General features: G+C 71.3%; 17 protein-coding genes, 5 tRNA genes, 1 pseudogene and 1 riboswitch. Of the genes and pseudogenes, 12 read left to right on the forward strand and 11 right to left on the reverse strand.

Annotated features, from left to right (window positions below):
• Positions 1-47 precede the first annotated feature (47 nt).
• On the forward strand, positions 48-896 hold the full coding sequence (gene trmB, locus DDW44_RS06775) for a tRNA (guanosine(46)-N7)-methyltransferase TrmB (protein ID WP_108905859.1): 849 nt from the start codon (positions 48-50) through the stop codon (positions 894-896).
• A gap of 233 nt (positions 897-1129) precedes the next feature.
• The gene (locus DDW44_RS06780; protein ID WP_017950127.1) at positions 1130-2458 is read left to right on the forward strand and encodes a PrsW family intramembrane metalloprotease; all 1329 of its coding nucleotides are present in this window, start codon (positions 1130-1132) and stop codon (positions 2456-2458) included.
• Between the two features lie 336 nt (positions 2459-2794).
• Here DDW44_RS06780 and DDW44_RS06785 read toward each other — a convergent pair whose 3' ends face one another.
• The 5 genes from DDW44_RS06785 to DDW44_RS06805 all read right to left on the reverse strand — a co-directional run bounded on the left by DDW44_RS06785 (position 2795) and on the right by DDW44_RS06805 (position 7305).
• On the reverse strand, positions 2795-3829 hold the full coding sequence (locus DDW44_RS06785; protein WP_108905860.1) for a M23 family metallopeptidase: 1035 nt from the start codon (positions 3827-3829) through the stop codon (positions 2795-2797).
• An 11-nt stretch (positions 3830-3840) separates the two neighbouring features.
• Positions 3841-3977: riboswitch (cyclic di-AMP (ydaO/yuaA leader) on the reverse strand.
• Between the two features lie 286 nt (positions 3978-4263).
• Positions 4264-5403 (reverse strand): PP2C family protein-serine/threonine phosphatase, encoded by a 1140-nt coding sequence (locus tag DDW44_RS06790; protein ID WP_108905861.1) that lies wholly within the window; start codon positions 5401-5403, stop codon positions 4264-4266.
• A gap of 227 nt (positions 5404-5630) precedes the next feature.
• A complete protein-coding gene (locus DDW44_RS06795) occupies positions 5631-6383 on the reverse strand; it encodes a MerR family transcriptional regulator (RefSeq protein WP_017950124.1) in 753 nt (250 codons plus the stop codon).
• 254 nt (positions 6384-6637) lie between these two features.
• Positions 6638-6711, reverse strand: a tRNA-Met gene (locus DDW44_RS06800).
• 393 nt (positions 6712-7104) lie between these two features.
• A complete protein-coding gene (locus tag DDW44_RS06805; RefSeq protein WP_017950123.1) occupies positions 7105-7305 on the reverse strand; it encodes a DUF5988 family protein in 201 nt (66 codons plus the stop codon).
• Positions 7306-7925: 620 nt separating this feature from the next.
• Here DDW44_RS06805 and DDW44_RS31600 point away from each other — a divergent pair.
• Positions 7926-8426 carry a hypothetical protein gene (locus tag DDW44_RS31600; protein WP_146206996.1) on the forward strand — a complete coding sequence of 167 codons (501 nt, stop codon included), beginning with the start codon at positions 7926-7928 and terminating at the stop codon, positions 8424-8426.
• 10 nt (positions 8427-8436) lie between these two features.
• On the forward strand, positions 8437-9090 hold the full coding sequence (locus DDW44_RS06815; protein WP_108905864.1) for a hypothetical protein: 654 nt from the start codon (positions 8437-8439) through the stop codon (positions 9088-9090).
• 398 nt (positions 9091-9488) lie between these two features.
• Here the strand turns inward: DDW44_RS06815 and mycP are convergent, their stop codons facing one another.
• The 3 genes from mycP to DDW44_RS06830 are packed head-to-tail and all read right to left on the reverse strand — an operon-like array spanning position 9489 to position 12999.
• A complete protein-coding gene (gene mycP, locus DDW44_RS06820; protein WP_108908751.1) occupies positions 9489-10892 on the reverse strand; it encodes a type VII secretion-associated serine protease mycosin in 1404 nt (467 codons plus the stop codon).
• A gap of 29 nt (positions 10893-10921) precedes the next feature.
• A complete protein-coding gene (locus DDW44_RS06825) occupies positions 10922-12475 on the reverse strand; it encodes a hypothetical protein (RefSeq protein ID WP_244223975.1) in 1554 nt (517 codons plus the stop codon).
• 35 nt (positions 12476-12510) lie between these two features.
• Positions 12511-12999: a hypothetical protein gene (locus DDW44_RS06830; RefSeq protein WP_108905865.1), complete on the reverse strand. Its 489-nt coding sequence runs from the start codon at positions 12997-12999 to the stop codon at positions 12511-12513.
• A gap of 693 nt (positions 13000-13692) precedes the next feature.
• Here DDW44_RS06830 and DDW44_RS33495 point away from each other — a divergent pair.
• A pseudogene (locus DDW44_RS33495) lies at positions 13693-13755 on the forward strand (tyrosine-type recombinase/integrase); the annotation flags it as partial.
• Positions 13756-13994: 239 nt separating this feature from the next.
• Here the strand turns inward: DDW44_RS33495 and DDW44_RS06840 are convergent.
• From DDW44_RS06840 to DDW44_RS06850, 3 genes are all read right to left on the reverse strand, one after another.
• Positions 13995-14070 (reverse strand) — tRNA-Lys (locus DDW44_RS06840).
• 370 nt (positions 14071-14440) lie between these two features.
• The gene (locus tag DDW44_RS06845) at positions 14441-16648 is read right to left on the reverse strand and encodes a DEAD/DEAH box helicase (RefSeq protein WP_108905866.1); all 2208 of its coding nucleotides are present in this window, start codon (positions 16646-16648) and stop codon (positions 14441-14443) included.
• A gap of 507 nt (positions 16649-17155) precedes the next feature.
• Complete coding sequence (locus tag DDW44_RS06850) at positions 17156-17743, reverse strand: hypothetical protein (RefSeq protein ID WP_244223976.1); 588 nt, start codon at positions 17741-17743, stop codon at positions 17156-17158.
• A 214-nt stretch (positions 17744-17957) separates the two neighbouring features.
• On the opposite strand from DDW44_RS06850, the gene DDW44_RS06855 reads away from it, so the two are divergent.
• From DDW44_RS06855 to DDW44_RS06885, 7 genes are all read left to right on the forward strand, one after another.
• Positions 17958-18308 carry a metallopeptidase family protein gene (locus tag DDW44_RS06855; RefSeq protein ID WP_018892966.1) on the forward strand — a complete coding sequence of 117 codons (351 nt, stop codon included), beginning with the start codon at positions 17958-17960 and terminating at the stop codon, positions 18306-18308.
• A gap of 235 nt (positions 18309-18543) precedes the next feature.
• Positions 18544-20097: a metallophosphoesterase family protein gene (locus tag DDW44_RS06860; RefSeq protein WP_018892967.1), complete on the forward strand. Its 1554-nt coding sequence runs from the start codon at positions 18544-18546 to the stop codon at positions 20095-20097.
• An 81-nt stretch (positions 20098-20178) separates the two neighbouring features.
• A tRNA-Glu gene (locus DDW44_RS06865) sits at positions 20179-20251 on the forward strand.
• A gap of 42 nt (positions 20252-20293) precedes the next feature.
• Positions 20294-20368 (forward strand) — tRNA-Asp (locus tag DDW44_RS06870).
• Between the two features lie 20 nt (positions 20369-20388).
• Positions 20389-20465: transfer RNA gene (locus DDW44_RS06875), tRNA-Phe, on the forward strand.
• 327 nt (positions 20466-20792) lie between these two features.
• On the forward strand, positions 20793-21056 hold the full coding sequence (locus tag DDW44_RS06880; protein ID WP_108908753.1) for a CopG family transcriptional regulator: 264 nt from the start codon (positions 20793-20795) through the stop codon (positions 21054-21056).
• On the forward strand, positions 21053-21466 hold the full coding sequence (locus DDW44_RS06885; RefSeq protein ID WP_108905868.1) for a PIN domain-containing protein: 414 nt from the start codon (positions 21053-21055) through the stop codon (positions 21464-21466). The genes DDW44_RS06880 and DDW44_RS06885 overlap by 4 nt, the downstream gene beginning before the upstream one ends.
• The last annotated feature ends 176 nt before the right edge of the window (positions 21467-21642 follow it).

Raw genomic sequence — 21642 nt, forward strand, 5'->3', positions numbered from 1 at the left:
CACGTGCCGTCCCCGGCCGGCGCCCGCCGCCGTACAATCGGGGCATTGTGTCTGAGTTCGAGAACGCCATCGCCGCGGTCCCGCACGGGGACGCCCCTCGCGACGTCGCCACCCTCGCGGTCCCGGACGGGGACGCCCCGCGCAGGGCCGCCACCGCCCGGCCCGGGGGCGCTCCGCGGTTTCCCGACGGCCCCGCCGCCGATCCCGCGGGCGCGCACCACGAGCGGCGGATCCGCAGCTTCCAGCCGCGCCGGAGCCGGGTGACGGCCGGGCAGGCCGCCGCACTGCGGCGTCTCTGGCCGGTCTGGGGGCTGGACATCGACGGGCTGCGCACACTGGACCTGGACGCGATGTTCGGCGGACTGCCGGTCGTCCTGGAGATCGGCTTCGGCATGGGCGAGGCGACCGCGCAGATGGCCGCGGCCGACCCGGGCACCGGCATCCTCGCCGTGGACGTCCACACCCCCGGCCAGGGCAATCTGCTGGCGCTCGCGGAGCGGGCGGGCCTGGACAACGTACGGGTGGCCAACGGCGACGCCATCATCCTGCTCCGCGAGATGCTGCCGCCGGCCGCGCTCGACGGCGTGCGGGTGTACTTCCCGGACCCCTGGCCCAAGAAGCGCCACCACAAGCGGCGGCTGATCCAGCCCGAGTTCCTCACCCTGGCGGCGAGCCGGCTGAAGCCGGGCGCGCTCCTGCACTGCGCGACCGACTGGGAGCCCTACGCCGAGCAGATGCTCGAGGTGCTGACCGGCCATCCGGACTTCGAGAACACCCAGACCGGCGGCGGCTACGCGCCCCGGCCGGCCTTCCGACCGCTGACCCGCTTCGAGGGCCAGGGCCTCGACAAGGGCCATGTGGTGCACGACCTCCTCTTCCGGCGCCGGAGCGGGTGAACCCGGAGGCGCGTGCGCCCTCAGGGCACCAGGGCGATGAACCGGCAGACGCGGTGCACCCGACGCCCCGGGACGGGTGACGGCAAGAGCGTGACGCACCCCACGGCACCGGAGCGGGTGACCCCGGAGGCACGTGCGCCCGACGCACCGGGACGGGTGACGGCGAGGGCGTGATGCACCCGACGGCACCAGCGCCGTCGCGCGTTGTCCGTGCCTCTCGTTAGGGTCGTGTGGTGTCCGACTGGTCCCCGCAGCCGCATCCGGCCGCCCGCCTCGCCGTCCCGGCGTGCGACGAGCGGCCGCTGTTCGACGCCGTGCCGGAGCGTGCCCGCTGGCGCTACAAGCCGCGCCGCGACTTCTGGCGCAGCAGGGCCGTACGCGCCTGGGCACTCATCACTCTGCTGGCCCTCTCGGGGCTGATGATCCTCGCGCTGGTCCGCGAGCAGACCGGGACCGAGGGCTTCCTGGTCGGGCTCGGTCTCGCCGTGCTGCCGGTGCCGCTGCTGGCCGCGGCCTTCCGCTGGCTGGACCGGGTCGAACCGGGCCCCTGGCGCAACCTCGTCTTCGCCTTCGCCTGGGGTGCCTGTGCGGCCGCCCTCGTCGCCATCATCGCCAACACCTTCGCGACCCGGTGGATAGCCACCGCCACGGCCGACCCGACGCACGCCGACACGATCGGCGCGACCGTCATCGCACCCGTGGTGGAGGAGACTGCCAAGGCGGCCGCCGTGCTGCTGCTCTTCCTCTTCCGGAGACAGGACTTCACCGGCCTGGTCGACGGGGTCGTGATCGCCGGTTTCACCGCCACCGGTTTCGCGTTCACGGAGAACATCCTCTACCTCGGCAACGCCTTCGGTGAGGACCAGGAGTTCGGCACCTCGGGCTTCGCCTCCGTCACGGCGGCGACGTTCTTCGTCAGGATCGTGATGTCGCCGTTCGCCCATCCGCTGTTCACCGTGCTCACCGGCATCGGCTTCGGCCTGGCGGCGGCCACGGCACGGCACCGGAGGGTGCGCAGGGTCGCCCTGCCGCTGCTTGGCCTGCTCCTCGCCATGGGCATGCACGCGCTGTGGAACGGCTCGGGGGTCCTCGGCCCGCTGGGGTTCTACGCGGTGTACGCGGCCTTCATGGTGCCCGCCTTCGGTCTGCTGACCTGGCTGGCGGTGTGGTCCCGGCAGCGCGAGCTGCGCACCGTGGCGGCGGAGCTGCCCGCCTACGCGGCGGCGGGCTGGCTGGCCCCGGCCGAACCGCTCGCCCTGTCCTCCATGAAGGCCCGCACGATGGCCCGCGATCTGGCAGGCCGCACCCACGGTCCGGCGGCCGCCCGCGCGGTCTCCGAGTACGAGGCCTTCGCCACCTCCCTGGCCTTCCTCCGGCACCGGGCGGGACGGGGCGCGGCCGGGCCGGACTTCGTCGCCCGCGAGCAGGAGCTGCTGCACCATCTGTGGCAGCGCAGGGACCTCGCGGGACCGGCCCTGACGTACGCCGCCCGGGCGACGGGCCGTGCCTGGCAGCCCCCGCCGCACCTGGACTACAGCGGCTTCAACCCGTACCGCGGCTGACCGCTCCCGATCGGTGGTGGGCGGGTCCGCCCGGCGGGAACGCGCGTCCTCGCCGCGGAGCCCGGCTCCGGAGCACGGCACGGCCGACGGCCGGGGCGTCGGTGGGACGCGTACCGGGCCGTCGGCGACCGGAGCACCTGCGCCGTACGGACGGAGGACCGGCCGCGCGGGCCGGGCCGTACCGGCCGTACAAAGGGGGACTGACCGCCCGGGCCGGGCAGACCGCACCGACCTCACCGGCCGGGCAGACCGGATGAGGCGGAAGGGATCAGGCAGGCAGGCAGGCCGGGCGGGTAGGTAGGTAGGCAGGCAGGCAGGCAGGCAGGTGCGACCGTTTCAGACGGAAAGGCCCTTGCCGCGCAGCCATGCGGCGGGGTCGATGCCGTCGCCACCGGGGGTGTGCACCTCGAGGTGCAGGTGCGGGCCGGTGACATTGCCCGTGGCGCCGACCCGTCCGATGGTCTCGGAGGTGGAGACCTTCTGCCCCGCGCTCACGGTCATCGACGACAGATGGCTGTACCAGACCTCGGTACCGTCCGCGAGCTCCAGCACGATGTGGTAGCCGTACGAGCCGGACCAGCCGGCCGACTTGATCGTGCCGCCGTGTACGGCCTTGACCGGGGTGCCCGTCGGCGCGGCGAAGTCGAGACCCGTGTGGTAGCCGGAGGACCACAGCGACCCGGCCTGTCCGAAGGTGGAGGTGAGCGTGTACGACGAGGTCGGCAGGGAGTAGCTCGCCGCGAGCTTGGCGAGACGCTCGGCCTCCGCCTTGCGCGCGGCCTCCTCCGCGGCCTTGCGCTCGGCCTCGGCGGCCGCTTCGGCCGCCTTCGCGGCCTCGGTCTTCTGCCGCTTCGCCTCGGCGGCGGCCTGCTCGACCGCGGCCTGCTCGGCGGCCGCCCGGGCCTCGGCCTCCGCCTCGGCCTGCTGCTGCTCGGCCTGCTGGAGGATCCGGGCACGCAGGGCCTCGCCCGCGTCACCTCCCTGGCCCGCGGCGTCGGCCGTGGTGAGCGGCCCGTCGGCGACGGTCTCGTCGGCGGGGTCGTCCGCCATCAACGAGCCCACACCGGGCAGCGATTCGGGGTCCGGGAGTTTGTCCGCGATGACATCGGGAAGGGAGATGGAGACCGCGGGCTTGTCCTGGGCGGTGGCCATGCCGCCCGCGCCGACCGCGGCGATGACGCCGACGCCGAGGACGGTGGAGCTCCGCGCGAGCGCGTTGCGCTGCTTGACGACGCGGTGCCTGCCACGAACGGGACGGACCGATTCCTCGGTCGGGTTCCACTCCTCCGCCGCGGGGGCGGGAGCCCACTGGTCGCTGGGTGCCCACTGGGTCGTGGGGGGCTCCTGGAGGGCAGGCTTGTTGGACGCCACGGAGGCGTTCTCCTTTCCTTCCTTCTCGCCTACCGGGTTAGCTGACGGGTTCGGAGCAGGAAGGTCTCCTTCGGGCACCACAAGGCACCCGATTCACCCCAAATGGATGGTTCCCCGGTTCCCTTGCGGGATTCGGCGCATGCGCACGGTGCCGCCTCTTGCGACGGCTGGGACGACCGCGCTGCGTTATCGAACGTTAATAGAGATCGAGGCCCGATTCCAAGCTGTTCCCACTGATCGTTAAGGACGTTGGCCAGAACTTAAGCGCAACAACCGGTTCGAAACGGGCAAGTTCTCGCCTCTCGCTCAAGCCAACATTCCTGACTGTTCGTCAAATGTTATGCGCAGGGCACGGATCTGATCACGCTCCGTGGCATCGTGCCGCTCAGACAACTCACAAGCCCCCTGCGCCACACAGGCACCAGCGGGTCCCGTCACGGGTGAGCCGGCGTCGCCCTGCGCCGCGGCGACTGCTGCTCCACCCGCCGGGTGACCGCGAGCAGCGCCATGTCGTCCGTCGCCGCACCGCCCGTGTGCCGGCGCACATCGGCGACCACCACGTCCAGCAGCTCCTCCGGGCCGGAGAAGGCACGGCCACCCAGCCGCCGGCGCGGGTCGTACATCACGTCGTGTGCGTCCCGCGCCTCCGACAGGCCGTCGGTGTAGAGCAGGAGCGTGCCACCGGGCGGATAGGAGGTCTCGGACACCAGGTCCGGCTCGGTCCCGAGGTCCATTCCCAGCGGCAGCGCCCGCACGGGCGGATCCAGCACGAGCAGCGCGCCGTCCGCCGCGAGCAGCAGGGGCGCCGGATGCCCCCGGTTGACGACCCGGACCCGTTCCCCGCCGCGTGGGATCTCGGCGAGCACGGCGGTAGTGAAGCCCTCGAAGCTCTCGAGCCCGGCATCCCGCGCGCCCTCCCGTGCCAGGGCCCGCTCCAGCCGCTGCGCCACCCCCGCCAGCGAGACCTCCTGCTCGGCGGCCTCTCGGAAGGCGCCCAGCACCAGGGCCACCGTGCCGACCGCGTCCAGGCCCTTCCCCCGCACGTCGCCCACGATCAGCCGCACCCCGTGCGGAGTCTCCTGCACGGCGTACAGGTCCCCGCCGATGAGCGCGTCCCGCTCGGCCGCCTCGTACCGGGCGGCGACCTGCAGACCGTCGATCCGCTCGTCGGGCGTGGGCAGCACCGCCCGCTGCGCCGCCTCCGCGACGACCCGGGCCGACGCAAGGCGCTCGCCGCTGCGCCGCACGATCCGGTTGATGAAGAGGGCCAGTACGGAGACCGTGAACACGGTCAGCAGTTCCGTGATGGCCGGGATCCTCAGGATCCTGTCGCTGTAGACGTGCATACCCGCCACCGCCGCGCAGGCGGCGGCGCCGGTGGCGAGCGTGTAGCGCATCGAGAAGAAGGGGGCGGCGATCAGCGGTGCCGCCGTGAAGAGCGGCGCCGCGGTGAAGGTGTCGGGCGTTCCGAGGTCGTAGACGACCCCGCCCACGATCATCAGCCACGGGAGTACGGCGAGAAAGCGGCGGCCACCGTTCTGCCGCCCGTCCCTGCCGCGTTCTCGGTGCCGCACCAGTCTCTCCTGCCGGATCCGTCGGGGCCGCGGACGGTACCGCGCCCCATTCAGGCTGGCCGCAGCCGCGCCGCCCGACGAATCGCCATCGGCCAACCGGCCCAGCACCCCGCGGGCACCGCCGCTCCCGGCGTGCGGATCACCAGGGGGCCCTCCCGGTGACAAGGCCGTGCGGGGCGCTCGGCCCTCTCCACCCGCCGCCGGACGGCGGCCGTCCGGCGGCGCGGCTACCGGTCCTCGCCGAGATGGCGCTCCGCGTAGACCTTCAGCGCGTCCCGGACGAAGGCCGCCGTGCCCTCGCCGTGCCGGTCGTAGGTGGCCGTGAAGCGCGGATCGGCGACGTACATCTCACCCAGACCGATCACATACGACCTGGTGGGGGTGACCGTTCCGGACAGCCACTCGCAGTGCCGCCGAGCGATGGCCTGGGCCTCCTCGCCGTCCGGCGCCAGCCCGTCCCTCAGAGCCTGCCCGAAGTCGCGGGCGATCGCGACCTGGCGGTCCTGGAAGTCGCGCTTCTCCCGCTCGCTCAGCGAGCGCCACCAGCGGTCGCCCTTCTCGTACGCCGCACGGCCCCAGCGCTCGGTAACCTCCTCCTCGTACCGGGTGTGGTCGAAGCCGTCGAAGACCTCTTCCGCCATCAGTTCCTCTCCCTTCTCGGTCCGGTCGAGAGTGGTCCGCACCGAGGCGATCTGCCGCCCGATGCGCTCCCGCTCCTGCTCAAGCAGCCGAAGGTGGGTACGCAGCGCGGTGGCCGTGTCCCGCTGGCCGTCCAGGACCTGCGCGATGGCGGGCAGGCCGAGGCCCAGCTCCCGCAGCAGCAGGATGCGCTGCAGCCGGACCAGGGCGTCCTGGTCGTAGTAGCGGTAGCCGTTGCCGCCGATCCGGCTCGGCGGGAGAAGCCCGAGCTCCCCGTAGTGGCGAAGCGCGCGGCTCGTCGTGCCGGCCTTCCTGGCGATTTCCTGGATGGACCACTCCATGCCCAGCACGCTAAATCTTGACGTTGCGTAAAGGTCAAGGCGAATGGGGCCGGACTCGGCAGACGCCGGCCGGAGGCGAGGGAGGCACCGGTAGAGCCGACAGACCGGGCGGAGGCCCTTCGGCGGCACCGGAGACCAAGCAGACCGGCGGAGGGACGGAAGCCCGGATGGGCCAGGCGGACCGGGCGGATCACAGAGGTGGCAGACGCACCGAGGGCCCGGAAACCATGTGGTTCCGGGCCCTCGGCCTTCAGTAGCGGGGACAGGATTTGAACCTGCGACCTCTGGGTTATGAGCCCAGCGAGCTACCGAGCTGCTCCACCCCGCGTCGGTGAACACCACCCTACGCCATCCGGAGCAAGATCCAAACCGCTTTCCTCCGCCGCCCGCTCGCCGCCCCACCCGGAAGGGGCACCCGAGCCCTCGGCGGCGGAGTCCCGGCGCGGTGACCCCACCCTCCCGGGCCCGCGGGCGCACCGGGGCCGCCGCTATGGGAGGACGTACCGACGCCGGGCGGCTCACCGGACATGCGGATATCCGGCACCAGAGCACCCGGGCACCCGGGCACCCGGCACGGCGGCACAGTCGCCCGGACCGGAGCGCGCGCCTGCACGCGTCACGGGCGGCGCCGGCGTGAGCGCCCGCCCTCGGCACGGCGCACCACCCTTCCGAGGTGGCAAAATCCCTCCACCCCGGCCCTTTCCAGCGCGCTGACCTGCGACTACTCCGCTACCTCGGTGCGCTCCCACCACTCGTAGACGGTCAGCCGTCCCTCGGGAGAGTCCTCGTGGCGGGTCGTGGCCTTGAAGTGCTCGTAGCCGCCACGGTGCGGAATCTTCAGCTCCTGCCCCGGAGGGGTGATCGGCACGACCCGGCCCCGCAGGTCGTCCGGCCCGCCCTCGAGGCGTGCCTTGCTAGCCATACCTCCAGTCTTGCCCTTCCTGGGAGCTCCCCGCACGCCCGGAGCCGCCGGCCCCCGCCCCGGCGACCCTGGTCGGCCGCCCGCGAGGCGCGTGACGCCCGCGCCCGTGGCTACCTTCGACGGCTCACCTCGTGGGGTCCCCCGTGGCCCGACTCATGACACACGGCTTCGCAACGCCGAGACCCTCCACCTCGCTGGTACCCGGTCCGGCTCCGGCGAAGGGACGTCGGCCGCACCGGTCGCGACGCCCCATGGGCAGCTCAGAAGCCGCCGCGGCTTCGGTGGCAACGCACCGCTTGCAGCGCCTGCAACGCGGGGACACCTGCCCCACTGCGCCCAACTCGAGTTGTCTAGGAGGCTTCGGAGATCGCGGGACGGTTCAAGTCAACCTCGCCGGTGGGCGCTTCACCCTTTTGACTACAGTGGTCACTTAGCAGCGCAGAAAACTTCACCGACGGGGGCGGAGAACGTGGCGTGGGACGAATGGGACCGGATCAAAGCCGGCTCAGGTGCGCGTATGCGGTTGAATCAGCACGACGGCGGCTGACGGGCCCGCCATCATCGAGGGATACGCCCCCGAGGGCTCGGATCCCGCGACACTCGCCAGGCTCCTGACCGAGGTGGCCAACAACGCAGCTGACCGGGCCGGTTGCAGGGGCAACGGCGCCCTCGTGCCTCCCGGCGCCCTCGCCGCGGCCCCCGAGCCGCAGCGACCCGAGGAGGGGGTGGTGTGCGATCTCGCGGGTCTGGCCTTCCCCGGACCACAGGGACGAGGCGCAGCGGAGGAGATAGTCCAGAACGCTCCAGGCCCCACGTGGGCGTGCGACGTCTCCGGATACGCCACCTATGCCGTGACCCAGGAGCCCCGAATCGTCGCGGGCATCCGCTCCTCGCCCGGGTATGTGGAACAGCCGCGCGTGACCGGCCGCCAGGTGTCCGGATTCGATCCGCATCACGTGGTCGCCGACTGCGCGGGCACGCCCACGTACTTCTCCCTGGAGCTCGGTCAGAAGTACCACGACGCCGTCGACACACCCGGCACCCCCCGCATACAGGAGCTGTTCGACACCTTCGTTGAGGCCGCCGGCAAACGGTTCGGCTGCTCCGCCCCGACCTCCTGAGGACTCGAACGTGACGCACGGACGACACCGACTGCTGATCACAGCCGTACTGACAGCGGCCCTGGTGACCGGCTGCCAGAGCGGCACCGGAGGTGGCGCGACGCCGCTCAGCCTGAGAGGACTGACCGAGACCGCCGACGGGATGCCCGACGGCGGGGCGAGCACCTGCCCGCTGACCTATGACGTGGCCCAGGCGGCGAAGGCGACGGGCCTGGACGAGGCGACGGGGCCCGGACCCGTACAGGACGACGGCGATCCCGTCGCCACGGCCGAGGGCGGCAAGCGGGCAGAGCCCGGGGAACCGTTGGCCGAGAACCCTGGTGCCTTGGTGAGCTGTACCTTCCACATCGGCAAGGACGACGTGCAGGTGCACACCGTCGCGACCCGCAAGCCGCAGGCGATCGCTGCGCTGGCGCCGGTGGTCCAGAGGCTTGCCGGAGCATCCATGGATGACCTGAGCCGATACATGAAGCTGGCCGGCGACGCCAAGGCCGGTGACGTGGTCGTCACCGACAGCGGCAACGTCGCCGCCGTGCGGCTGAAGCTCGACGGCGACGGCGACGCCTACCTCCTGGTCGGTTTCGGTGAGGCGGGGACCAGCGCCCCTGACCGCAGGCAGCAGGTCGCCGACCTCGCTGGAACACTCGCGGACCAGGTGCGGTAAACGACGTAGTCGGCAATTGAAGATCGTGAGGTTCCCCCTCGCAACGTGAAGGCCATGACTGCAGGGGAAGTTGGGTCATGGCAGCGAGAAGCGTCGGAAGTACGATCCTGAGTTCCGTGAGGTGTGACAGCAGGCCGTGAACATAAGTGAGCACATACGTGCGGAAGTGACTTGAGCTGGAGAGTGAGACTCGGTGCGCTGGCGGGAGCCGCCGCCGTAGTGACCGACGCTGGCCTGTTCAGTAGGTGAAATACGGACGTGCTGGGGCAGGACGTTGCTGCCTCGGGGGACAAGACGATGGCAATGGTCGAGTTTCAGAACGCCGTTGGTATACCGGTCGACCCCGCTTTCCAGGACTGCCGGAAGACGACAGCTGAACGAGCACTGATCGTAGTCCCCTACGGGCTCCCGCCATCATGTTCCCTGTGCTCGTTGTGAGCTGTGGTGTGCGGCTGCTGCCCCAAACCATGGCGCTGGGGCGGTGTCGGCGCGTGCGGGTAGTACAGTTGCTGCCCTCCGTACTGGGGCGGAACAGCGGGAGCTGTAGATGCACTGAGACGGCGACGGTTGCGGAGAACCGGGACAGCAATCGCCGCGCACAGCACGACCGCAGCGCCGATGCCGGCCGCGATCCAGAGTCCGGTCGCGCTGCTGTCGTCGTTGGACGCCGCGGGCGCGACCGTCGGCTGGTCGGAGCTTCCCGCGGGGCCCGAAGGCTTGGCGGGCTCGGAGGACGAAGGCTTGGCGTCCTCGTAGGTGAAGCCGGGGATCGGGTACTTGTCGGCGGGCCCGGGGTCGCCTGGGGTCTTCAGGGCGATACGTGGGCGGATGACGCCGTAACCGACCACGTCGTCGCGGCTGAGGCCCTTGTCGTTGCCGCTGGCGGTCTGCATCAGGACACGGAGCACCTGGTTGTTGGTCCAGTCGGGATGCTGGGACCAGAGGAGGGCGGCGGAGGCGGAGGCGAGGGCCGAGGATGCGCTCGTGCCCGTTCCTCCGCAGATCTGGGTGCCCTCCGGGCAGGCGCCCACAATGTCCTTGCCGGGTGCGGCGAGGTCGACTTGTGGGCCGAACTGGGAGTTCTCAAGTGGTTTCGCCTTCTGGTCGACGCCGGCCACCCCTACGACTCCCGGTGTCGCCGCTGGGTACTCGACGGCGTTCGTGACGTCACCGCTGTTGCCGACCGCGGCGAAAATGAGCTTGCCCTTGCCGAGCGCGTACTTCACAGCAGCGGTCAACTCCGGGGTACCGACGTTCCTCTTCCCTGGCGTGTTCGCGCTCCCCATGGAGACGTTGATGACCTTGGCTTCGGAGTCAGCTGCGAACCGGATGGCTTTGATCAGACTCTCCGAGTAGCGGCGCCCTGAAGTCTCCGTTCCGAAGCCGCCGGTGGCATACGGCATCTTGATGGGGAGGATCTTGGTGCCTGGAGCCAGCCCGTGCGATCCGTTGACCTTGCTCCGAGCTCCCGTCGCGGCGATCAACGAAGCCATGCCAGTGCCGTGACCGGCCTGGTCCGCGTGTTCGTCTCCTTCCAGGCCGGAGTAGTCCATGCCGTCCAGGACCTGGCCGCGCAGATCCGCCACGTTCTTGTCCACACCGGAGTCGATGACAGCGACCGTGATGCCACGCCCGGTGGTGGTTTCCCACATCTCGTCGGCGTGCATCGCGTCAAGGTGCCACTGCCTCTCGCGGATGGTCTCAGCGTGCACTGGGGCTGTAGCGATGCCGGCCAGCATCACGCCCACAGCCACCGATAGGGCGTAGTGGAGCCTGGCCGGTTGCCTGGTGCTGGTAAGCATCTCGTACCTCTTACGAATTCCGGACATGATCAGTCGATCACCGGGGGGACGATTCGGCGGCCATTCTGCATCCAGGTCTCTTCGTCCTCGGCAAGGTAGTCGGGCCGATTGCCACCTTGAGCGTCGCGACGGCGTGAGGAACCGTTCTGACCTGGCGGTGGAACGGCCGCTCCTCCGCGTCCAGCAGGTGCCGCACCGTGTCCGCCCGTACCCGTCGGGGTGCCGGACACGAGTCCGGAGCCGCCGGGGGTGAAGGGGCGGGTACCCGGTCGGCCGGACTGCTGGGGGCCGCCCCCGACGATGCCGCCCGTCTCACTGGCGTAACGACGGCCCCCGGGTGCGGTGCCCGGCCGGGCGCCTCCGCCGCCCGACCCAGCCGCGGGGTTGTACCCCATGGGGCCTCGGGCAGATGCTCCCTCGCCGCCGACGACCGTGCCGCGCGGGATCCCTCGCGCCGGGCTTCCGGCACTTGGGGGCACAGGCCGCCCGCCGATGACGCCACTGTCACGGGGCAACCTTCCCGCCGTACCGGATCCCAGTGGTCCCTGACCGGGCAGCACCGGAGGCCGGACGCCACCAACACTCGGGCGCCCCGTCACAGAAGGCACGGGAGGCGCGGAAGGCTTGACCGTGCCACCGCCGAAGGCCGGGGGAATCAGTCCGGGCAGCATGCCGCCTGCGTCAGGACGACCACCCGGCGGCAGGATGCCCGTGGAGGTGGCCGGAGACGACGGCGGAGCCGCTGGCAACGTCGCGAGACCGTCAATCTCCATGCCCACCGGGTGCTCGGGTGCTGCCGCGCCGGCCACCGTTCCGGGCTGTCCGGACTGCCGAACCGCGGTGCCCCCGGACTTCACGTACGGGGCAGCCGTACCTTCTGGGGGCGCTCCGGCGTTTCCTGCGATGGTGCCGTCCTGGCCATCAACACCTTGCTGCCCCCATGGGACGCGCCACTTGTTCGCTTCCATGTACATCGCTGGCGGCGGAAACGTCGGCGGCGTCGCCGCGTTCACCTGGTGCGCCGTGAACTCGTACGTCTGCGCCAGCTTCCGCAGCCGCTGCGCCGCCTCGAACCGGGCCGCTTCGATCCGCCCCCGCGCCGCCGCCTCGTCCGACGCCGCCCTCTTGGCCGCGTCGCCTGCGTCCGTGTCCTTGCGATGGGCCGGGTCGTCGGCGAACGCCTTCGCCTCCCGGGCCTTGGCCAGGTCGCTCTGCGCGCGCGTCGTCTCCGTGACCGGAGGCATCGCCGCCTTCGCCTCGGCGATCGCCTGCGAGATCTCTTCCATCCAGCGCGACGCGCCCTTGCTGTACTCGCCCAGGCGCAGCGTCGCACTTGCTGTCTGGCCGCCCCAGTTGCGGAACGCATCGCCGCCTTCGCCATGCCAGGGCAGGTTCGTCACGTGCTCCTTCAGGTCTTCGCCGATCTTCGTGATCGCCGAGGATGCCTGGGCCAGCTTCGTCGCCAGGTCAGACGCGCCGGCCGGGCTCGCCGAGGCCAGCAGCGCCGCGAGTTGCTGGTGCGTCATCGACTCGAAGTCCGTGCGCTGAAGTCGCGGTGCCTTGGCATCCGGCTGCTCAGCCATGTCCCGCCCCCGTCAAATACTCATCACCGCGGGCATCAGAAGCCCGTTTCCTTGTCCTGTTCCTTCTTCGTGGGTGCATCCTCGACGAACGGGTCTCGCCTGCGGTCGTAGTACGACTCCACCTCGGCGTTGACCGCCCTCATTCGGGCGCGGATGTCCTCGTCGACGTTCTCGTAGCCAACACGGGACGAGTGAACGGCAAGGCCCATACCCTCGATCTGAGCCCCCAACGCCTTCGAGAGCTTCTCCAGCTCGTCATGGACGACCGTGTACGAGTCGAAGAGGAACTGAGCCTCGCCGAAGTCGCCGGACCCCAACTGCGCTCGGGGCAAGCGGCCGTCGCCCATCTTGCCCGGGGCGGCCTCGGAGCCGTCGAGCGCGAGCAGCAGATCGTCGACCCTCTTCTTGAAGGCCTTCATCTTGTCGGCCTCGATCGCCAAGGCCGCCTGCGGGTTCACCCCGTAAAACGTGTCGAACGACGTCCCCGTGTCCGGTGACGCCGCTTCTTCTCCCCCGTGCGCCACAGCGCCCTCCCCGTTCAACCAACGCGCCAACGATCATTCTAAACGGAGAGCAGCACCTTCTTCGCAGTAGCAACTGTGCCAAAGCGCAGGCCGTTTGAGCCAAGATCAAGCGAGCAAGGCCGATCAGCCCAGCTCAGCAATGGGTACGTAAACGACAGCCAGCCCGAGTACATGTCGGGGCCATGACCAGCAGCCCGTCACCCAATGCAGTCAGCCTGGATGAAAGTAGGGGGACGTGGGGGACGCTGTTCCGGTCTTCCTCTCTCGCTCTTCCTTCCCGTCTCGCTACTGGAACAGGGCGGAGAGGCGTCGGGGCGTCCCCGCTCTTCCCCGCAGGCCGGGATTGCCGATCGGCGCAGGGGCGATACCGGACTACGAGGAAACGAACCGGCGCTTCCGCACCGTGCAGTCCCTGACCAGGCGCCACGCAGCTCGTACAGCGCGGGTGGAAGGTCGAGGAGTCCGCCCCCAAGACGGACAGCGGCGAGCATGTGGTCGTCCTCGACTCGGAGACCGTGAAGGTGCTCAAGGCGCATGGCAGGCGGCAGTCGAAGGAACGCCTCAAGTGGGGCGAGGCATACGTCGAGACCGGCCGAGTCTTCACGCAGGAGAACGGCGAGTGGCTGCACCCCGCCTGGGTGACCGATCAGTTTCAGCTTCTCGCCGCCGAGGCCGGGCTGGCCCCCGATCCGACTGCACGACCTACGCCACGGCGCGGCGACTCTCGCCCTCGCGGCTGGCCCGGACATGAAGGTCGTGCAGGAGCTCGGTCACTCCTCGATCACGATCACCTCGGACACGTACACGAGCGTGCTGCCGGAGGTCGCGCGGAAGGCCGCCGAGGACGCGGCGAAGCTCGTTCCGCGGCAGGCTGCCCGCACTGCCGGGCTCACATCAGCCCAAGCACAGGCGCGGACACAGCGAAGCGCCCCACCTGAAGAAGTCAGGTGAGGCGCTCACGCGCAGGTCAGCGGGGATGTCGGGACACCCCCACGTGGTAGGCCGTGTGGGACTCGAACCCACAACCAACGGATTAAAAGTCCGCTGCTCTGCCAATTGAGCTAACGGCCCTCGGCGAGTCATCCCCGAGCATAGCCGTACGGCGCCCGGCATCCGATCGGGTATCCCTCTCCGGCCGTCGCCGCAGGCGCAAAGCGTGGCCCTGCCGGGCGGGCGAACACCGCTCGGAGCGATACGGGGAACGGATGTGCGCCGGAGAGCCCGAGGCGCGCAGGCAGATGTGTGCCGGACGCGGACGCGGTCTCGAACACCGGGATGCCCGATGCGATCGCCCCTCCCCGTCACGCGGACGGCCGTGCGGCCCGGTGCCGGGTGACGCGCGGCGCACCGGCGGCGGCTCGACGGCACCGGGCTCGGCACGCGCAACAGGGCAGGGCCCGTGCCCCTGGTGGGGACACGGGCCCTGCCCGGTGTGCAGGCGTCAGCCGTTGCGCTTCCAGCGCGGCTTGTCGTCACGGCGGCCGCCGCCGAAGGAGCCGGAGCCCGAACCGCGGTGGTCGTCCCGGCGACCGTACGGGCGGTCGTGGCCACCGGAGCGGAAGCCGCCGGAGGGACGGTCGTCGCGGCGGTCGCGGTTGAACGGACGGTCGTGGCCACCTCGGTGCTCACGGCGCTCGAACGAACGGCCACCACGGTCGTCACGGCGGAAACCACCGCGCTCACCGTCACGACGCTCGTCCCGGCGGAAACCGCCACGCTCACCGTCACGACGCTCGAACGAACGCCCACCACGGTCGCCGTCCCGGCGCTCGAACGAACGCCCACCACGGTCGTCACGGCGGAAACCACCGCGCTCACCGTCACGACGCTCGTCCCGGCGGAAACCACCGCGCTCACCGTCACGACGCTCGAACGAACGCCCACCACGGTCGCCGTCCCGGCGCTCGAACGAACGGCCACCACGGTCATCGCGGCGGAAACCACCGCGCTCACCGTCACGACGCTCACGGCGCTCGAAGTTGCCCCGGTCGTCACGGCGCTCACGGCGCTCGTACGAGGGCCGCTCGTCGCGGGACGGCTCGCGGTCCTCCCGCACGTCCGCCGTACGCGGCTCCGGAACGGATGCCCCGAACTCCGACTCCTCGGTGGCGGCCGCCTCGGCCTGCGCCGTCTGCGCCGCCTCGGCGACCGCGGCCTCCGGGTCCTCGCCCCGATCGCGCGCCGCCCGTGCGACGAGGCGGTCGGCCTCCTCGCGCAGTTCGGCGGCACGGCGCTGCAGGCGCTCGAGCTGCTTGCTGAGCTGGTCGACCTCGCGCTCGGCCTGCTTCGCGGCGTTGCTCGCCGAGTCCGCCTGAACCTCGGTCAGCGAACGGGCGCCGGTGATCTCGGCGACCTCCGGGTCGAACGCGCCGGCGCCGCCGACGATGTGGCGCGAGGCGTCGACGCCCGCGTCCTCCATCAGCCGGAAGATCTGGCGGCGCTGGTGCGGGAGCGCCAGCGAGACGACGGTGCCGGACCGGCCGGCACGGGCGGTGCGGCCCGAGCGGTGCAGGTAGTCCTTGTGGTCACCGGCCGGGTCCACGTTCAGGACCAGGTCGATGCCGTCGACGTGGATGCCGCGGGCGGCGACGTCGGTGGCGACCAGCACGTTCACATAGCCGTCCTTGAAGTCGGCGAGCGTGCGGGTACGGGCGCCCTGCGTCATGCCGCCGTGCAGCGCGTCGGCGCGCACTCCGGCGTCCTGCAGCTGCTCGGCGACGCGGTCCGCGCCCAGCTGGGTGCGGACGAAGATGATGGTGCGGCCCTTGCGGGCGGCGATGGCGGCCGTGACCGGGGCCTTGTCCTTGGGCTTCACCACGAGGACGTGGTGGGTCATGGTGGTGACGGCGCCGGCCGACGGGTCGACCTCGTGCGTCACCGGGTCGACCAGGTAGCGCTTGACGAGGCTGTCGATCTCGTTCTCCAGCGTCGCGGAGAACAGCAGGCGCTGCCCGCCCTCGGGGACCTGGTCGAGCAGTTCGGTGACCTCGGGCAGGAAGCCCAGGTCGGCCATCTGGTCAGCCTCGTCGAGGACCGCGACCCGGACGGACTCCAGGGAGCAGGCGCCGCGGTTGATGACGTCCCGCAGCCGGCCCGGGGTGGCGACGAGGATGTCGACGCCGCGCTCCAGGGCGTAGATCTGGTTGCCCATGGACGTACCGCCGCAGACGACCTTCATCTTGAGGCCGAGGACGTCGCCGTACGGCTGGAGGGCGTCGGCGACCTGCATGGCCAGCTCACGGGTCGGGGTGAGGATGACGCCGCGGGGCTTCTTCTTCTCGGTGTGGCCGCCGGCCAGCGTGGCGAGCAGCGGAAGACCGAAGGAGAGGGTCTTGCCGGAGCCGGTGCGGCCGCGGCCGAGGATGTCCTTGCCGGCCAGGGCGTCCGGGATGGTCGCCGCCTGGATCGGGAACGGGACGGTCACACCGTTCTGGGCGAGCTTGCGGACGACGCCCTCGGGCAGACCGAGGTCGCCGAAGGTCACCTCCGGCGCGGCGGGCGTCTCGACGGCTTCGGCGACCTGAGCGGCCTCGGCTGCCTCGCCGTTGGCGTGGGTGCTGCCGGCGTCTGCGGCGTTCGAGGAGTCCGCGGCATCGACGATCTCGTCGTTCCCGGGCAGGACGGCACGGTCAGAACTGGAAATGGACATGCGAAATGCGAAACCTTCCGGAGTCTCGGCACGCGCCCAAACTCCGTGATTCGCAATTCGACCGCCTCGATGCGGTCAGCCACGGCAAGGGAGAGTACGCGCCACACGCGGCGCGCTTCGGTGATGGCGCCGGGCAAATGGGATCAAACGATCTACCACCATACGCACCCTCCCCCACCCAAGGCAAACCGCTTCGGTGCGTCGCTCGTCACACCCGCGGTCCGCTCGCCGCACCGGCCCGCCGGACGCGCCCCGCGCCCGACCCGTGCCCGCCCCGCGCCGTGAGCGGTACGGGTGCGGAACCGCTCGATGTCGCACGAGGTCTCACCGGCCGCGTCATCCGCACCGCGGGCCGGTCGGATGGGGGGTCAGCCGGGACCCACCAGCAGCGACCCACCAGCAGCGACCCACCGGACCGGACCCACTGGAAGGAGCCGTCAGCGGAGGCCAGCAGAAGGAAACCGCACCAAGCAGGCCGCAAGCAAGCAGGCCGCATGAAGAAGGCCGTCAGAAGGGGGCCGTCTGCGGTGACGCCTCCGGCTCCGTGCCGGGCTCCTCCCCCGGCGTGCCGACGGCCTCCCGCATCGCGCCCATCTGGGTCTCCGCGGCCGGTGACTCCGTGGGCGGATCGGTGGGTTCCCCGGTGGGCCCGGGATCGGGGCTCGACGGTGTCGGTTCGGCGGGCGGCGTCGTCTCGGCCGGGGGTGTGGGCCCGGCCGGGGGCGTCGGCTCGCCCTGCGGCTCGGTCGGCCGCTGGGTGGACGGCGGCTTCGGACCGCCCGCCGTCCCGGGGGGCGAGGCCGACGGCACCGCGGACCCGCCCGGGCTCGCCGACTCCTCCGCGGCGCCGCTGCCGGTTCCGGCGCCGCCGGAGGGCTCCGTACCGCCCATGCCGGTGCGGCCCTGGGCGTCGGAACCGCCCGGGGCGCCGCCACCGCCGTCCGGTTCGGCGGCGGCGCCGCGCCGCTGCGGCGACTTCACCGGCCCCGGCCCGTCGGCGTCGTCGCTCACGCTCACACAGCCGGCTGAGGCCGCGACCGCCAGGGCAGTGGCGATCCAGACGGCACAACGGCCGGGGGCGGACAACTGACGCACGGGTGGCACCTCCGGGGCACAGGACGCGGTTTCCCTGCCCAACTCCCCAAGCCCCACAGGGGACACGCCCCCGCACACGGCGCGGAGGATCCCGCGGCCGGCGGTCCACGGCGGCCCGGCTCCCACCGCCCAGCCCACCGCGGCCCGGGGAGCATCACGCCGCCCACCGGACCATTGCCGCCCGATACCGGCTGCCGTCCCCGACAATGGGCGTGTGCTGGAGATGTCGCGGGAAGCATTCGAAGAGTTGGTGAGCCAGGCCCTGGACACGATCCCCCCGGAGCTGACCCGGGTCATGGACAACGTGGCCGTGTTCGTCGAGGACGAGCCCGACCCGTCCGACCCGGAACTGCTGGGGCTGTACGAGGGGACTCCGCTCACCGAGCGCGGGGAGTGGTACGCCGGTGTGCTCCCCGACCGCATCTCCATCTACATGGGCCCGACGCTCCGCTACTGCGAGACCCCCGACGACGTGGTGCACGAGGTCGCCGTGACCGTGGTCCACGAGATCGCCCACCACTTCGGCATCGACGACGAACGGCTCCACGAACTGGGCTGGGGCTGACGGCTCGCCGGGGACCGCGGTGTGCCGGTTCCCGGCCGGCGCGTCCGGGCGTGCGGCCGGGGAGTACCACCCGGGAGCACGACCGGACAGGCCGACGCGCCCCGGCCGCCCGAGGGCACAGCCCGACACGCCCCCTCCCAGGAGACACAGCCCGGGAGACACAGCCCGGGAGACGCAGCCCGACGCGCCCCCTCCCCGGGGCATAGCCCGGCACGGGCGCGGGCATACGCGCCCAATGGCCCGCCATGAACTCCTGCAAGCCGGCCTCGCCCGCCTCAGGCGCCACTACCTGTCCCACCGCGCGAGCCCCGTCAGCGCACTGGTCCACAGCCCGCACCCGTACGGGCGGGCGTTCGGGCTCGTGGCCGTCGTCCTGCTGGGGGCATGGCTGGGGCTGCTGATCGTGGGGGCGGTCCGCACGCCGGTGGGCCCCGTGGACACGAGCATGGCGCTCCGGCCGTCCGTCTCCGGCGGCACGAAGATCAACGTCTCGCCGCTCGGCGCCCTCGAACTCGACTCGCACACCGCGCCGATCCGGCTCGACGTCAACATCGACCGGCTCGACCCCGTCCGCTCCCAGGCGCTCGTGCAGCACCCGGAGCGTCTCGCCGGGCTCCAGGAGGAGATCGCCCAGGACGTCGCGGAGGGCACCCGCGACCTGGCCCTGCGCTCCTGCGTCGCCGTGGTCTCCGGAGCCACGGCCCTCGGCCTCGCCGTCTACCGCCGCCCGCGCCGGGCCCTCGCGGCCGGCGGCCTCGCCCTCGCCCTGCTGGCCGCCTCCGGGGCGAGCGCATGGGCCACCTGGAATCCGAAGTCGGTGCTGGAGCCCAGGTTCTCGGGGCTGTTGAGCAGCGCCCCGTCGGTCGTCGGCAACGCGCGTTCGATCGTCACCGAATTCGACGTGTACCAGAAGGAGTTGGCCCGGCTTGTCACCAATGTCACCAAGCTGTACGAGGCGACCTCCACGCTGCCGGTCTACCAGCCGGACCCGGGCACCATGCGCGTGCTGCACGTCTCCGACATCCACCTCAACCCGGCCGCGTGGCACATCATCGGCTCGCTCGTGGAGCAGTACGAGATCGACGCGATCATCGACACCGGCGACACCATGGACCACGGCACCGCGGCGGAGAACCCCTTCCTCGACCCGATCCCGGACCTCGGCGCGCCCTACGTCTGGGTGCGAGGCAACCACGACTCGCTGGTGACCCAGCGCTATCTCCAGCGGCTGAAGAACGTCCACGTCCTCGACGAGGGCCGCGCGGTGACCGTGGGAGGCCTGCGGGTGGCGGGCACCGGCGACCCCCAGTTCACGCCGGACCGATCGACGGTCCCCGCGGGCGACCCCGCCGAACGCATGGCCGGGATCCGGCTGGCCTCGGCGCTGCGCGACCAGAGCGCGGCCGGCACCCCCGTCGACATCGCGGTCGCCCACAACCCCGTGGCCGCTCGCGAGACGGACGGCGAGGTGCCGCTGGTCCTGGCAGGCCACGTCCACCGCCGGGACACCGAGATCCTCCCGTTCGGCACCCGCCTCAAGATCGAGGGCTCCACGGGCGGCGGCGGGCTTCGGGCGGTCGAACGCGAGGAGCCGGAGAAGGTCCGCGCCTCCGTCCTCTACCTCGACCGCGACACGCGCACCCTCCAGGCCTGGGACGAGATCACCCTCGGCGGGCTGGGTCTCACCACGGCCGAGGTCAGCCGCCACCTGGCGAAGGCGCCTCCGCCGCAGGGTCCCCCGGCAACACGGACCCCGCCCCCGACGGGGCTGCCGTCTCCCGCCCCGTAAACCGTTTTGGCGATCGGTCCCCGCATCCCATATGCTTCTCACGTCCCCGACGCGCTGCGAAGCGCCCAGGTGGGCCCCTTAGCCCTCATCGTCTAGTGGCCCAGGACGCCGCCCTTTCAAGGCGGTAGCACGGGTTCGAATCCCGTTGGGGGCACGTTTTATAGCATGTGTGCGAATTTTTCGGACACTACAGCTTGGTCCTGTGGAGCAGTTTGGAGTGCTCGCCACCCTGTCAAGGTGGAGGCCGCGGGTTCAAATCCCGTCAGGACCGCTGCGACTCCCGAGTCGCATGGCTGGGTAGCTCAGTTGGTACGAGCGTCCGCCTGAAAAGCGGAAGGTCGCCGGTTCGACCCCGGCCCCAGCCACCACCTTGAGAACGTCCCGGACGGCACGCCGTCCGGGACGTTCTCGTTGTGCGTTCTGGGAAAGAGGCAACCTCGCAGAGCCGCCGGCCCGGAAGCTTCACGCGCTGAGACGGTCCTGACTCCTCCGCGCGCCACGCCTCGTAACGCAGCCGGGAGGTGGCGTGGGTGAAGTCCATCGGTGTCGAGCTGCAGCCCACCCTCCACGAGAAGGCGCTCCACGAGAAGGCGGCAGCACTGCTGCATGCCCTCGCCCGCAGCCACGCGCTGATCCGGCCGGAAAGCCCCGGAAAGCCTCTGATCCGCGGGAGCATGACAGGTAGGATAAGGAGCATGAGCGAGCCCACCGGCAAGTATTCGATCACCATGCCGCGCGACATCGCCGAGGCCGCCAAGGCCCGCAGCGGCCACTCCGGCCTGTCCGCCTACGTGACCGCTGCCGTGGCCCGCCAGATCGAACGCGACAACCTCAACGAACTCATCGCCGTCGCCGAAGCCGAGCACGGCCCGATCACGGACGAGGAGATCCGGTCTCTGCGCGACCAGCTCACGCTGGCACGGCGCGAACAGAACCAGCACGGGACAAGCGCCGCGTGACCCGCTCCCCTGCGCTACCCGGCGGCACTCTCGTCCTCGACAGCGAAGGACTCGCCAAAGCGGTCCTGCGCGACCGCACGGTCACCGGCTGGCTTGCCCTGGCCCGCGCCGACGACCTACGCGTGATCACCTCGGCTGCCACGCTCGTCGAGGTGATCCACCCCCGCATCAACCGCCCGGCCCTGGAATGGACGCTCGCCCGCCTCGTCCTGGAGCCGATCACCGAGCCGATCGCCCGCCACGCGGCCGCCTTGCTCGCCGACGCCGGCCTGCACGGCCACAAGTACGCCATCGACGCCATGCTCGCCGCCACCGCCCTCGCCGCACCTGGGCCGGCCACGATCCTCACTTCCGACCCCGAGGACCTGATGACGCTTTGCGGCACGCGGGCCACGGTTATCAAGATCTGAACCGATCCGGCTCGGATGGAGACATCGAAGCCGGTCGCTGCCCTCGCTCGCACCATGGACGCCCGCCGGTGCAGGCCGGCAACGCTCCCCTGAGCGCGGACAGCTCGAGCGTGGCAATGACGGCGCGTCGGCCCGTGCCCACCAGTGGGCACAGGCCCGGGGCCAAGCCGGATCGA

This window comes from Streptomyces tirandamycinicus, assembly GCF_003097515.1.
Classification (GTDB): domain Bacteria; phylum Actinomycetota; class Actinomycetes; order Streptomycetales; family Streptomycetaceae; genus Streptomyces; species Streptomyces tirandamycinicus.